The sequence below is a fragment of the Microcoleus sp. N3A4 genome, from assembly GCF_036701805.1.
GTDB lineage: Bacteria > Cyanobacteriota > Cyanobacteriia > Cyanobacteriales > Microcoleaceae > Microcoleus.
Map to the genome: position 1 here is coordinate 24673 of NZ_JAUBRJ010000027.1, position 13536 is coordinate 38208.

Sequence of the window (13536 nt, forward strand, 5' to 3'; positions counted from 1 at the left end):
GTTCAAAAAAATCTAGTTTGGTGTTAGGAGTGGTGGCGCTGCAACATCTGCCGCCATATCAGGTATTCCCGGGTGATGGTTAAAATTATCAGTTAAATTTTTCTGCCTTTTAGGAAATAAGTCGTCATTGCTCCTTTGCCTTTAACATTAATTTTACCGCGCTTTTCCAACAAATACTTATCGCACAGCAACTCATAAGTTGAGCTGCTAACTTGAATTTTACCAGGAAGTCCCTGAGATTCCATGCGGCTTGCTGTATTCACAGCATCTCCCCACAAATCGTAAATAAACTTTTTAGTGCCGATGACACCTGCGACAACAGGCCCAGTATTAATGCCAATGCGGATATTGAGAGGTTTACCGCATTCGTCGCGGAATTTCATAATTTCTTGCTGCATTTCCAGGGCCATTTCGGCAATAGATTCGGCGTGATTTGTACAGGGAAGCGGCAAACCGCCTGCTACCATATAATTGTCGCCGATCGTCTTAATTTTTTCTAAGCCGTATTCTTCGCTTAAGCGATCGAAAGCTGAAAATATTTTGTTAAGCAATTTGACTAATTCTTCAGGAGACGTGCGAGAGGATATTTCGGTAAAGCCCACAATATCAGCAAACAAAACCGTAACCTCGGCAAATCCGTCCGCAATATTTATCTGGCCTTGTTTTAGGCGATCGGCAATCATTACGGGTAAGATATTTAATAATAAACGTTCCGATTTTTCTTGTTCGGCGCGCAATATTTCCTCAGCTTGTTTCCGCTGTGCGATTTCCTTGTATACTCGGTGAAACATTTGATTGAATGCGACCATGAGTTCTCCCAACTCGTCATCGCGCTTGACAGACAGAGAGTAGAAATCAGGTTTTTCTCGATCTTTGCTCAAAGCGTCTCCGGCAGCGATCAAGTCATCGCGCAATCTCAAGAGAGGTGCAATTACTGTCACCCCTAAAAAGAACATAGTCACCGAAGTGACAAAGGCTGATATAATGATGACTAGAACCGCAATCCGCCCAATAAATGCGTAGAGTTCCGGTTGAACGGTGGAAGCATCGTGGCGCACAATTAAGATGTAATCGCCTCCCAAATGTCGCTCCGTCCAAGCAATATCGTAGCGCTTGCCATCGAAATTGTGATGGTGAACTATACGAGCATTTTTTAGTTGCTTTAAACTGATTTCTGGGCGTTCGCCAAGTGTATATATTAGCTGACCGTTAGCTTGGTAAATAGACAGTCCTAACACTACTTGAGAATCCTTAATAATATTTTTTACTTCTTCTTGCAAGAAAGTGCGATCGGATATATCTTGTTGGAGCAAAAACTCTAGGGAATCAACAGTCGCCCGAGATACTTGTTCTAATTGACTTAAAAGTTCATTTTCTCGCCGAAAATAAGAGGGAACTAAAATAATTCCCTCTATGACAAGAATGCTAGCAAATATCCACAAAGCTATTTGCCTAGACAAGCGAGATTTGAAAAAACCCAAGAAAGATAAAATCCGCAATGACATAAAATTTACTATTTGGCAATGGCCTAATTTAGGACATAGGAAAATAAACCCGGTTTCTCGTAATAAATTTTTGGTTTGTCAACAAATCAACTGCGCCGAAACCGGGTTCCTCACATCCTCTGTGTAATTCCTGTAATTGTCAGCAGTCAACAGCCAGCAGCTATTAACTGTTATTTCTTGGGTGACGACTAACAACGAATGACTGATGACCCACCCAAAAATGGATACCACCCCCCGACTTAACTCGTGGATATATAAAAATTTTAGACCAAAGTTCAAGATCCCAGATTCACCTGTGCAGTAAATCTAAAATCTAAAATCTAAAATCTAAAATCTAAAATTGACTGACTTCGGACTAACTAGCAGACCCCTTAATAATATAATAAACAAATTAAACTGAAACTGCGCTGACGAGCCTGCCTTCAAGCAGATAAGTATTCATATCGCCCTTGCCTTTGACGTGGATAACTCCTCTGTCTTCAAACAGATACTTATTTCGCAAGATATCGTAAGTTGATTGTGTGACTTGAATCGCGCCGGCAATCCCGTGGGATTCCATGCGGGCTGCTGTATTAACGGCATCGCCCCAGAGGTCGTAAATGAATTTTTTAGTGCCAATAACCCCCGCAATTGCAGGCCCGGTATTGATGCCGATGCGAATGTTAATTCCTGCATGATGTTTGGCATTAAATTTGGCTAATTCCTCCTGCATATCTAAAGCCATTTCAGCAATGCTTTCGGCGTGGTTGGTGCTGGGATTTGGCAAACCTCCCACTACCATGTAAGCATCTCCAATTGTTTTAATTTTTTCCAAGCCGTACTTTTCCGTTAAACCATCGAATGCTGAAAAAATTTCGTTGAGAAAATCGAGCAATTCTTCGGGAGATATTTGTGCTGAAAGCACGGTAAAGCCTACGATATCCGCAAACAAAATTGTGACTTCTGCGAAGCCGTCAGCAATACTGCTTTGACCGTCTTTTAGCTTAGCAGCAATGGATTCGGGTAAAATATTGAGCAGCAGGCGATCGCACTTTTCCTGTTCTTTTACCAATTCTACATTAGTTTCTTGCAATTGTGCCGTCCGTTCCCTGACGCGCTGTTCTAATTGTTTAGCATTTTGGCGCAACCTGCTGATAGATAAAGTTAATCCTGTCACCCCTAAAATTGAAAGTCCTGCTAACAGTAAAAACAGGTATTTCAGTTCGCTGCGAGTATTTTTAGTGATGGTATCGAGAGGTTGAGTAATTTCTAATATCCCCCGTACATCTCCCACTTTCCAGTCTTTTTTGGGACTGAATGAGTTAGTGTTGTGACAGCTAACGCAGCTAGGAGTTAGAATATCTGCCTCGGCATATCGAAATGCTGGCTTGCTGTGAAAATCCTCACGTCGGAAAAATTTTTCTGTCGGATTTTTCATCAAATAGGTAATAGCTTGCCGTTCAAAGTCGTCTCGTACTCCGCCTTCTTTTCGCCGCCAGGGAAACGGGTAGTCGCTGTAGAGACGAACTGATACTTCGGGATTTTTGTTGGTGATATGGTTGCCGAGTTCTATTAAGAAGGTGGCAGGTACGGGAACTGTTACTTTTGTCGGGTTGTAGTCGTGGGTAAAGTTAATTGTTTTAGCGGTGTTAAGAGGATTGACAACATCCGAACTGTAAAGGGTGCGGGCTTCTTTAATAGCTTGGGCATAGAGGGTGGCATTTTGGAGGGCTTGCGATTCAATTAGGGTGGAGGAAAGACGAGACATATGTGCCATCGCTACTCCTACACCTACACAAAATAAAATTGTCACCGCAAGGAGAATTCGCTTGTAAATTAATTGGCTGATGGCAGCCCGACTGCGAGAAATTAACTGGCGCATGGTATCCTCAAATGTGAGGTTGAATCTTTAAGTGATTTTACGCACTACTAACATAACACTGCTTTTTTAGGTCGCTTTGTCGGCGTCGGGCTAAACCCAGACGGCGTAGTGCAAGGGATTGTTTATTGTTATTTACAGCGAGTGTTGGGGTTCTCCGTAAAAGTACGCATAACTTTATAACGGTTTTCAGTTGAGATATCGGGTAAAAACACGGCACTGCCGTGTCCCTACTTCACGCACTTATTGCTCTATCTCGGTTAGGATAACAATTGTAGTCTATGGTTGGCGATCGTGAATTCTGACTCTACTGTCTCACCTACGAACAACGAAATTTTTCCGGGAGAAGTTTTCGTCAATACTGCCGATTTTGATACCGGCATTCGGCGACTTTTACCTAAATATGACGAAATGCTGGATGTATTAGCAGGCTGCATTGCTAGCGCAAACCACCGCATTTTAGAACTCGGATGCGGTACGGGCGAACTCACTTTAAAACTTCTCCAACGCTACCCGTCTGCGGAAATAATTGCTGTCGATTACTCCCCGCGAATGCTTGATTTTGCCCGCGCCAAAATAGAGTCGGCAGGATACGCAGCCCGGTGGACTGGCATAGAAATGGACTTTGGAGAATGGGCAAACAATCCAAATTTTTTAGGCTGGGGCGATAAATTCGATGCTTGCATTTCATCTCTGGCAATTCACCATCTTGAGGATGAGATGAAATTGAAATTGTTTCAACGCATTCGCGAAAGTTTAAATGGTAATGGCTGTTTTTGGAATGCTGACCCGACTTTAGCAGAATCGGCAGCAATGAAAGATATTTATCAAGCGGCGCGAGAAGATTGGGCGCTAAATCAGGGGGAAACCTTAGCACAAATTCGGGCAAATGTGGGGACGAGTGTCTCTTACGGGTATTCTAATCCCGATCGCCTAGCTACACTTTCGGCACAATTGGAAATGCTAGCAAACGCTGGATTTGAGACTGTTGCAGTTCCTTGGAAATACTACGGTATGGCGGTATTTGGGGGATTTGTTAATTGAAAAAAGCAATCTTGGACGCAATTGTCGCGATTCAATCGACTTGTAAGGTGCGTCAGGCTGAGGATGTGCGCGAAATAATTAGGGTTTGCGTCAGACGCACCCTACTGGCTTTTATAAAATATATAATACTGTCAGGATTGAGGAAACAAAATGACTGCAACTGCGATTCAAAGTATTGACTGGGATGCTTTTTCTTCGGAACTCTCGGGAATCGAAATAATTAGCGATCGCGCGCAAGTTTTCAAGCTATCTCAAGACTATTATCACTTCAGTCCAGTTTTGCAACCTATCTTAAGTGATAAAACTGGAGATTTAGTAGTTCGTCCCGCCAGCGAAGCCGAAGTTTTGCGGATTGCGGCAGCCTGCGTCAAATCCAAAATTCCGCTAACTGTCAGAGGTGCAGGAACGGGCAATTACGGGCAGTGCATTCCCCTCAACGGCGGCGTCATTTTAGATACCACCAAAATGCACAGTATCCGCTGGATAAAACCGGGTTTAGCTTGCGTAGAACCGGGGGTAAAAATGTCGGTTTTCGACAAACAAGCGCGAGAAACCGGTTGGGAATTGCGGATGGTTCCCTCAACCTATCGCACCGCAACGATTGGGGGATTTATCGGCGGCGGTAGCGGGGGAATTGGTTCGATAACTTACGGGCAATTGCGCGATCGGGGAAATCTTCATGCCGTTCGAGTCGTTACAATGGAAGACGATCCCCGCGTCATCGAATTGCGCGGCGATGAAGTGCAAAAAGTCAATCACGCTTACGGCACAAATGGGATTATTACTGAGTTAGAAATTCCCCTCGCCCCTGCTTATGCTTGGGCGGAAATTATCGTCGCTTTTGATGATTTTATGACATCGGCACATTTCGGTCAAGCTTTGGGCGATGCTGACGGAATTATCAAAAAACTAATTTGTGTTTGTGCTTGGCCGATTCCTGCTTATTTTGCTGCTTTCCGCGAGGAGATTCCTGAAGGTAAGCACTGCGCTTTGTTAATGGTAGCTGAATCTTGTCTGGAACCGCTGCAAGATTTGGTGCGCGAATATGGCGGCACAATTTGCTATCAAAAAAACGCGCAAGCAGCGAGCAAAGGTGCAGCAATTGCTGAATTTACTTGGAATCATACAACTCTGCACGCTCGCAGCGCTGACCCGTCTCTGACTTATTTGCAGACGCTTTTTCCCCCAGATAAAGGTTTGAAATTGATTGAGGAACTGTACAATTATTATGGGGATGAGGTGATGATGCACTTGGAGTTTTTGCGGATCAATGGCAGGGCGATCGCCGCGGCTTTGCAAATAGTTCGCTACACTACGGAATCACGGCTCAATGAAATTATTCGCTATCACGAAGACCAAGGCGCACTGATTGCTAATCCTCACACCTATATATTGGAAGATGGAGGGATGAAAAGTATTAATGTGGAACAGTTGCAGTTTAAAGAGTTGGTCGATCCTTACGGTTTGCTGAATCCGGGTAAAATGCGGGCGTGGTTGGAACGGGATTAAGGGCCAAATGATGTTATAACTCACGCAAGTAGCAAATTGAAAAAAGGTTCGTAGTTGCGCTTTAGCGCCGGCCGGCGGTTGAAACCGCTACCAAACAAACGAAGTCCGCCTACGCGGACTAAGAAAGCAATTTAAGGGACGGGGGCGGTAATTTCTGTAGGTGCGATCGCCCCTTCAGAAGGTACAGCTTGCTTTTCCAGTAGTTGGCGCTGTTTGTTCCGAAATTCTGCCGCCGCATCGTTCAAATTTTGGCGCTGTTCGGTATTAAAGTCTTCCATGCTGCGGCCGTTTCCCAATCTGGATCTGTGAATTAAATCAAATATTCCGCTGCCGCTGCTGCGGCCGGAAAAAGGGTCGGTGTTGTCTTGAGTTTGAAAGTCTTGCAGCGGTTGGGCATTATTATTATTTAAACTGCTGGCTTGAGCGAAGGTTGCTTGAGGCGAGCAAAGAGCACAGGTGGCGATCGCGCTTGCAGCAACCCGAATCATCAATTTGCCCGATTTAGAAGTTTTGCTGTTCATAATTTGGGAGTTGAACCTTCAAAAACACAATTCTATCTAAACAATATTCTGACTTGCGACTAAATATTATATTACTTTTTAAAAGTTTAGAGCCAGGTAGGGACGCGGCAGCGTCCATTGGTGTCAACTTAAGGACGATCGTGGGATGACTGCTATTTTAAGACAGAGCTCACCTTCGCTCGATCTTACCTCTGTCACTGAGAATCAAGGACACATCACGCCCCCCGAGCGGGGTTAAAATCCGAAAAAGTATGAGAGGGTGTCGAATCGGCACTGCATTTTAGGAGCCAAAAACGTCCAGCTCGATCGGGCAATCTCTGCATACAGCCTGGGAAGTACCAGGCTCACCCATAGAAGAAATAGAAGCTCTTATGTTGTGTTGGCTGACTCCTGAAAGCTTTAAGCTGTTACGCTTAATTCGCCGATCGCCAAAACTGCGCGATCGGCCGGAGCCCTCGCCGGTGCTACGACTGTTGACGTTATCGGTGATGGCAGAGCCGTGTTGAGCTTGGTATACCGTAGAATTTCAGGGTTAGGTGAAGTGATACGGGTATTTGAGCTAGTCATAGCAAAAGTCCAGTCCCGAGCCGATAAATTGCCTATTCCTATTGGTAGGGAATCAGTGTACCCAAATTTTAGTGCCATCTCGATTGCGGATGATTCAACTCTCGAAGCTCTCCGAAACAAACTCAAATCGAATCAACATTCAACAATGGAATTGGGGGGTCGAATGATGATAGTAGAGGCATTTTACCACCAGCCCGTCGCCACTTGGTACACAAAAAATAGCACGGTTCACGCTTATATGCAACGCCGGATATTTTATGCAGTTCTCAATGATTTATATTCGTCAGTAGCTGTGGAATTAGCTCAACCCCACGCACGCATTTCAGTAGAGATGGTATTTCGTGGACTGTATGATTTTTCGCGAGCTGTGTGGCGGGATAAAAGTACAAATGTAGTTAGCTATTTAGTTAAGACTCCTAAAATGTTGGGCTCGATCAAACAATAACGTCAGCAACACCCTTGAGAATGCCGCTTACTCTCAGGAATTCTGGGGATCAACTGCTTAAGTTGACACCAATGGGTACGGTGGTGCGTTGTCCCTACCGGATATTTTTTACTTCACTCAACTGAAAACCCCTATTAAGTTAACAGCAAATCTATCTAAAGACGGATTCAGACTCAACTAGAAAATCATACTTTAGTAGTTGTAGAGTTAGAATAATAAATAATGAGCATTGAAGATAGACTCAAAGCAACTGCTAAGAATGTTGAAGGCAAAATCCAAGAGGCTGTTAGCGAAGTTACAGGCAATCAGAAAGATAAATTAGAAGGTCAAGCCAAGCAGGACGAAGCATCCGCAATTCACCTGAAAGAAGACCTCAAAGATAAAGCAAAAGACATTGTAGACAAAGCTTAGTGACAGTATTCGCTACAAATTTCCTGCCTACTCAATCCAGCAAACATCTCGTTTGCTGGCTTTTTTTCGGCCCAAACTTGTATGGTGCGTCAGGGGGCACGCCGCGACGCAAAGAAACTAAGGCTGCTTGATGCACCATGCTCAACTAAAGATCGCTGCCATAAAAAAGCTAGGGATATCAATCCCTAGCTAGAAACATAGCACAATTAGTTTTTAAAGTTGGCGCGGGCGACGATCGGCTTTATCCAAACCTACTCCCACCCGCTCCCACCTAAATTAAATCAGCACAATATCTGATGCAGTCAAACCTGGTTTGCCGTTGAGCACTGCCAGTGTAATGCCTTGCCTGTTCCCAGCACCGTCAGGGTCGTAGAGCAAGCGACCGCTGGCAGCTTCGTAAACGAGGAACGGTTGCGATGGACTCGCCCCTGCCGGAGTCAGATTGTTGTTGTAAGTCCCGCTGTCGAGCACTAATAACACGTTAGAACTAGGTCGATTTGGCAGCGTATTGTCTAATGGTGGTAAGAGGAAGGAATCGTACTGGAGTACCAACTTGTCTCGGCCGGTTTCAAAATCCCCGATTTGGTCTGGGTTACTACCCAGGCTGCCGTTGGAGTTGACCGTGACGCCCTCGCCGAAGTTGTTGTAGTAGAAGCTGTCATTGCCACTGCCACCAATCAGCGTGTCACCACCGGGCCCGCCGCCGAGAGAGTCGTTGCCGTCACCCCCGAGCAAATAGTCGTTCCCGAAGCCGCCCAAAATCGTGTCGTTTCCGCCGCCAGCATCTAAGGTATCGTCCCCGTCAACTCCTGGGGTAACAAGACTGGTGGGGCCGCCGAACAGTATGTCATCGCCAGCACCGGTAGTGATAACATCTGTACCGTTGCTGCCAGTGATGAAGTTGCTGCCCAAGTTATCAGTAATGACGTTTGGCGTTGATTGGACACCGCTAAAGTTGACACCAGTAGCGTAGGAGATGGTGTCGTTACCGCCAAGGGTGCCAATTAATCGATCGCGCGTGGTGCCAAACACGATTCTGTCATCCCCTTCACCGCCGTTCATGAAGTTGGTGACGCCAGGGGTGCTGTTGGCAATTAACAAATCGCTGCCCAGGCCGCCGTCGAGAGTAATCAGCGCAGCATTAGTACCGGCAAAAGAGGCATTGAGCGTATCGTTGCCGTCTCCACCGGTGGCTAGAGTAAAGATGCCGCTCAAGCTGTCATTGCCTTCGCCGCCGATCATTGTATCAGTAGAAAAAGCTGCAACGAGCGTGTCGTTGCCCGTGCCGCCGTCGAGCAAGTTCCGACCGGCGAAGCCTGGAAATGAACTCGATGCGCCTACACTCGAAAGTGCAGTCACCGTCGCCGACACGATGAAGTCGTCGCCTGCACCTCCCTGCGCGGTATCCTGCGTGGCAAAAACCCTGATCGTGTCGTTGCCGTCGCCGCCGTCCAAAAAGTTTCTGCCGCTGCCAAAGTCGCCGATCGGGCCGTAGAGAGAATCGTTACCCCCACCGCCGAGCAAGGTGGTTCTCTCAATGCCGATCGTGATGGCCCTCGAATCAAACGGGCTGGTTTGGGTAGTGTTGGTAATGACTAAGATGTCGTCGTCAAGATCGCCGGACAGGTAGCTGCTGCTGGCCACACCTCGTAGCGTGTCCTTGTCTTTACCACCGAAGAGACTGTCTCTCTGATTGATACCTACAATCAAGTCGTCGCCCAAGTCGCCCCGCAAGTAGTTGCTACCTTCATTGCCAGCGAAGCCAATAGCCAAGCCACCAGGTAAAGAGAGGTTGTTGCCGCCGCCTGCGATGAAGAAGCCGATGGCGTCATTGCCCTTGCCACCGTAGAGGGAGTCTCTTCTCTGCGACCCTCCCAGTATGGTATCTGCGTCCTGATTACCAAATATGAGGTTAGCTTCGACAGTACCTTGGAGGAAGTCCTCGCCCGAGCCGCCGAACAACGTAGCCTGGGCTTCAGCGACTATTGTGTCCGAGCCTGCGTCGCCATACAGCACCGCCGGAGTGCGCTGGGATCTGATTGAGTCTTCGTCGTCGCCGCCGTACAGGGTATCGTTGGGGCCAACTGAAATCAGAGTATCGTTATCGGCTTCGCCAAATATTAAGCTGCCGCCCAGGGTGGAAGTTCTAATCGAATCCGCCCCGGCTCCGGCGAAGATTGTATCCGGGCCCAGTCCCGGAAGGTTTAAATCAACTTGATTAGGATTGTCATTTAGTGTTGTCATACAGCTTCACTCCTCTACTTCTTGTTGGTCATCGCTTGTGCGACTACAGACACTGCCTAGAACACCGAATGTTTGGATGCCGCTGTAGTTTAACCTGTTTGCCAGCCGCAAGTCTAGCCTACTGGCGTTAACCCTGTCTAGACTTTCTCCATCGCGGACTTTTTGCTTGTAAGCTTTTATTTTCAATGTCTTCACCCTTTAATAATCCTTTTGCACAGTCTCAGGTGCTCACGCTCAAGAAGACGCGGCTCATATTCTTAATGTTCCATTCTGGATTGGCGGTCGGGGATCGCGTCCGGGGCAGGAACTTAAATATTAAAAAAGGCTGATCGGGGCGATCGGGAAGACAATGAAAATTGGGAGATTGCTTACTTGGTTACAAGGCTTTGTGGCAATTTCTGGTTTCCCAGGCAGGGCCGTCTTTAAATAACTGGTACGATCGAACTTGCCAACTGCTGGGGGAGCTAAAAGTCTACGCCCCGCTTTAGTTCTACGCCCCGATCGCCGTAGTGTTTGTGACAGTATACCTCGGAGTGTACGCTTGCCAAGTCAAAGTAGGCGTGGGGTTTGTGACAGCGCCCGGTGATAATGATTTCTGTATCCCGCGGCTTGCGTAGCAGGGCTTCGACGATCGGCTCTACCGGCAGCAGTTCTAAGTCTACTGTGGGATTGAGTTCGTCGAGAATAATCGTTTTGTACCAGCCGCTGGCGATCGCACATTTGGCGATTTCCCAGCCGCGTTCTGCTTCAATGCAGTCTAACTCTTGCTGTTGCCCCCGCCAAACTATAGCATCCCTGCCGCACCGCTGGTGGTCTACTAGCTGCGGGTAACTTTGCCGCAAAGCTGCGATCGCCGCATCTTCTGTATAACCGGTGCCGCCTTTGAGCCACTGCACGATTAACACCCGGTGAGATTGGTCTTGGCTGATACCCCTGCCTATTGCCTGCAAAGCTTTGCCCAAAGCGCTTGTTGACTTGCCTTTGCCCGCTCCCGTGTATATTTCTATACCCGAAATATTGTGCTCTGCCGCTGCGGGGTGATAGTGGGGCTTCATTTCTGAGTGCAAGTCGGCAATCTCCAGCAAAGCTTCGGGGGCTGCTCGGCCTGTGGCGATGACTTCTAAATATTCTGGTTTGTTTTTGAGGGTTTGGACTACTTCGTCAACTGGCAGCAAACCCAAGTCCAATACGGGGTTTAGTTCGTCTAGTACCACGACGGAATAGAGCTCGCTGGCGATCGCTCCTTTGGCGATATCCCAGCCTCGCTGAGCTTCTGCGCGATCGAAGCGGGTGATTGCTTCGGCCCCAAAATATTCGGATCTGCCGGTACGCACTTGGTCGATCAAGTGCGGAAATGCCCGTTGCAAGGCTTCTATTGCTCCGTCTTCGTCGTAGGAGCGGCCGGGGCCTTTGAGAAAGCGCAGCAACAAAACTCGCGTGGGCGAGTCAGAATTGATACCCAGCCCGATCGAGCGCAACACTACTCCCAAAGCTGCCTGAGACTTGCCTTTACCAGCGCCGTCGTAGACGTGAATCTGACCCGCTGCGCGTTCCGACCGGGATGAGGCTGTCCGAATACCAATGCCATTCCTTACCATAATCAGCAGTTATTTGAGTCTGTCTCGGGGTGGGTATTCGATCGCGCGCCTTGAATGTTTAATATTTCCATTCAGTTGGCGGATCTCAAAAGATTATACGATAAGTCCTAACCCCCAATCTTCTAAGCAGCGATCGAACGCAATCAAGGGCTCAAACCTGCGGTTAAAATTATTCCGCTTGTGCTGTACAATTAAAATTTAACACGGGCTGATATACCTGAAGGCTTATGATTGCGAGTGTTTTCCCATTTCGGACTGTTTTGGTGCAAATTTTAATTATGTTTTTGGCAATCGCGATCGAATCGTGGTTTCTGCAAAAACTACTTAAACTCGGCCCCAAAACCAGCATTGAATATACAGCCATCCTCAATCTATCTTGCACTTGCATAGGCTGGTTAGTTTTCTTTGGCATGGAAAGCGTTCTTCCCAAAGATTTGCGGGAACAGCTTATCGGTTATATTTTATTAGATCGAGGGGAGAATGTTTACGCTCCAATAACTATGATAGCAGTCTCAGTATTGGCAGTAACTTTTCTAGCTAAATGGCAGGGATTTAAAATCGTAGAAAACATGGTTTATGGCAATAAAAAAGCTTCTAAACCTCAGTTTATAGGGCCGCCCACCCTCACCCGCCGTCCTCCCAAAAAGACTTTTCAAGTAACTACCCAGTTTGGGGGACTTTTAATCGCCCACACTGTTAGCAATGTCGTTATTTTAACCGTGTTGTTTTTGCAAAGCGTCAATAATTAATTTAAATTTATGATGAAGCAATTGTTGGATGTCACTCAGCAACTCACTAAGCTGACGAACAACCTTTGGGAAACCAATAAAAAAATCCAAAAGGCGATGATTCCGCCTAAAGTTGTCCACTGGAAAACGCCTTTACTGCTCAGCATCTTTTTAGCTTTGCTGTCAGTGGCGGCAGTCACTGACTGGCGGACGAGAACTCTGATTTTTGATATGAGCTGGTTATTTTTTACACTTTCAATGGGTTTGCTAACCAGCCAGCAACCTTTTGTGATTAAAGGAGTAAGTCTGAGTCCGTGGGTGACAAGCATCTTAATTGGCTTGTGGTTGCTGGTAAGATTGCCGGCGGATAAGAAGGAAATAGCATGGATATCCGGCCCAATTATAGCAGTAGTAATTCTTGCTACAATAGAGATTTGGAATAGCGAGTCAAAACGGGAAAGTATCAGGTCGTTGATGCGCCCTCAGTTTGTGATGATTACCCTAGTTCACCTGCTGTTTTCGTGTTGGTTTGCATTTCACTTTTTAATTCAAGGTTGGATACAACAGTATCCGAGCATTTTATCGCAGGATTTGAGGCAAAGCGATTATGTGGTGACATTTCAACAGCCAACTATTAATCGCTCCCGAGGAATTGTCATCCTCAATGCAATGGAGCGATACCTGCAAAATGAAGCCCGCACGAAACCGTGGGCGCAGGTAGAGCAAATGTTAATAGATATTGACAACGAGCGATTTTTTCTGCGGAATCAAGCCTTAAAAACAACTGGGATAGTCCCAGAAGATGCGAGCTGGGATGTCAAAACTTCGATCGTCCAAGGAGAGTCCCGCTATCAGTTAGAGATGCAGGCAACTTGGCTGGGGCTGGTTTTTAGACCGGAAATATATTCGTTTACCAAATCTTGCGAGGTGTTCGATACAGGCAATAGGGCGACTGTAACCTGCGATGCAATCAAACGCTCTCAACCCGGACAGAAAAAAGATGGAACTGCGCGAGACAGTCAAGTTTGAGCCTGAGACAGGCAGCTAGCTAATTGCGTGCGAGAGACGGGAGACGGGGAGACGGGGAGAATGGAAAAAATCTTCCC

Annotated in this window: 12 protein-coding genes and 2 pseudogenes; 6 read left to right on the forward strand and 8 right to left on the reverse strand. The window is 46.8% G+C overall.

Annotation, left to right across the window (positions count from 1 at the left end):
- Positions 1–92 precede the first annotated feature (92 nt).
- The 3 genes and pseudogenes from QUA56_RS17030 to QUA56_RS17040 form a co-directional block, all read right to left on the reverse strand.
- On the reverse strand, positions 93–1505 hold the full coding sequence (locus QUA56_RS17030) for an adenylate/guanylate cyclase domain-containing protein (RefSeq protein ID WP_333359606.1): 1413 nt from the start codon (positions 1503–1505) through the stop codon (positions 93–95).
- Between the two features lie 391 nt (positions 1506–1896).
- Positions 1897–2616, reverse strand: a pseudogene (locus tag QUA56_RS17035) (adenylate/guanylate cyclase domain-containing protein); the annotation flags it as partial.
- Positions 2617–2751: 135 nt separating this feature from the next.
- A pseudogene (locus tag QUA56_RS17040) lies at positions 2752–3366 on the reverse strand (Tll0287-like domain-containing protein); the annotation flags it as partial.
- 291 nt (positions 3367–3657) lie between these two features.
- On the opposite strand from QUA56_RS17040, the gene QUA56_RS17045 reads away from it, so the two are divergent.
- Positions 3658–4407, forward strand: coding sequence for a class I SAM-dependent methyltransferase (locus QUA56_RS17045; protein ID WP_333359608.1), 750 nt, complete (start codon positions 3658–3660; stop codon positions 4405–4407).
- Between the two features lie 150 nt (positions 4408–4557).
- Positions 4558–5916, forward strand: coding sequence for an FAD-binding oxidoreductase (locus tag QUA56_RS17050; protein ID WP_333359610.1), 1359 nt, complete (start codon positions 4558–4560; stop codon positions 5914–5916).
- Positions 5917–6047: 131 nt separating this feature from the next.
- Here the strand turns inward: QUA56_RS17050 and QUA56_RS17055 are convergent, their stop codons facing one another.
- Entirely contained in the window at positions 6048–6437 is a 390-nt protein-coding gene (locus QUA56_RS17055) for a hypothetical protein (RefSeq protein ID WP_333359612.1), read from the reverse strand.
- Between the two features lie 399 nt (positions 6438–6836).
- Positions 6837–7004: a hypothetical protein gene (locus tag QUA56_RS17060; RefSeq protein ID WP_333359614.1), complete on the reverse strand. Its 168-nt coding sequence runs from the start codon at positions 7002–7004 to the stop codon at positions 6837–6839.
- 163 nt (positions 7005–7167) lie between these two features.
- Between QUA56_RS17060 and QUA56_RS17065 the strand changes: the two genes are divergently transcribed.
- Positions 7168–7449, forward strand: coding sequence for a hypothetical protein (locus QUA56_RS17065; RefSeq protein WP_333359616.1), 282 nt, complete (start codon positions 7168–7170; stop codon positions 7447–7449).
- 222 nt (positions 7450–7671) lie between these two features.
- Entirely contained in the window at positions 7672–7860 is a 189-nt protein-coding gene (locus tag QUA56_RS17070; RefSeq protein ID WP_333359618.1) for a CsbD family protein, read from the forward strand.
- A gap of 276 nt (positions 7861–8136) precedes the next feature.
- Here QUA56_RS17070 and QUA56_RS17075 read toward each other — a convergent pair whose 3' ends face one another.
- From QUA56_RS17075 to QUA56_RS17085, 3 genes are all read right to left on the reverse strand, one after another.
- Positions 8137–10104, reverse strand: coding sequence for a calcium-binding protein (locus QUA56_RS17075; protein WP_333359620.1), 1968 nt, complete (start codon positions 10102–10104; stop codon positions 8137–8139).
- 6 nt (positions 10105–10110) lie between these two features.
- Positions 10111–10299: a hypothetical protein gene (locus QUA56_RS17080; RefSeq protein WP_333238797.1), complete on the reverse strand. Its 189-nt coding sequence runs from the start codon at positions 10297–10299 to the stop codon at positions 10111–10113.
- A gap of 269 nt (positions 10300–10568) precedes the next feature.
- Positions 10569–11702, reverse strand: a complete 1134-nt coding sequence (locus QUA56_RS17085) for a cob(I)yrinic acid a,c-diamide adenosyltransferase (RefSeq protein ID WP_333359622.1) — start codon at positions 11700–11702, stop codon at positions 10569–10571.
- 227 nt (positions 11703–11929) lie between these two features.
- Between QUA56_RS17085 and fraC the strand changes: the two genes are divergently transcribed.
- Positions 11930–12451: a filament integrity protein FraC gene (fraC, locus tag QUA56_RS17090; RefSeq protein ID WP_333359624.1), complete on the forward strand. Its 522-nt coding sequence runs from the start codon at positions 11930–11932 to the stop codon at positions 12449–12451.
- A 9-nt stretch (positions 12452–12460) separates the two neighbouring features.
- Complete coding sequence (locus QUA56_RS17095; protein ID WP_333359626.1) at positions 12461–13459, forward strand: DUF5357 family protein; 999 nt, start codon at positions 12461–12463, stop codon at positions 13457–13459.
- The last annotated feature ends 77 nt before the right edge of the window (positions 13460–13536 follow it).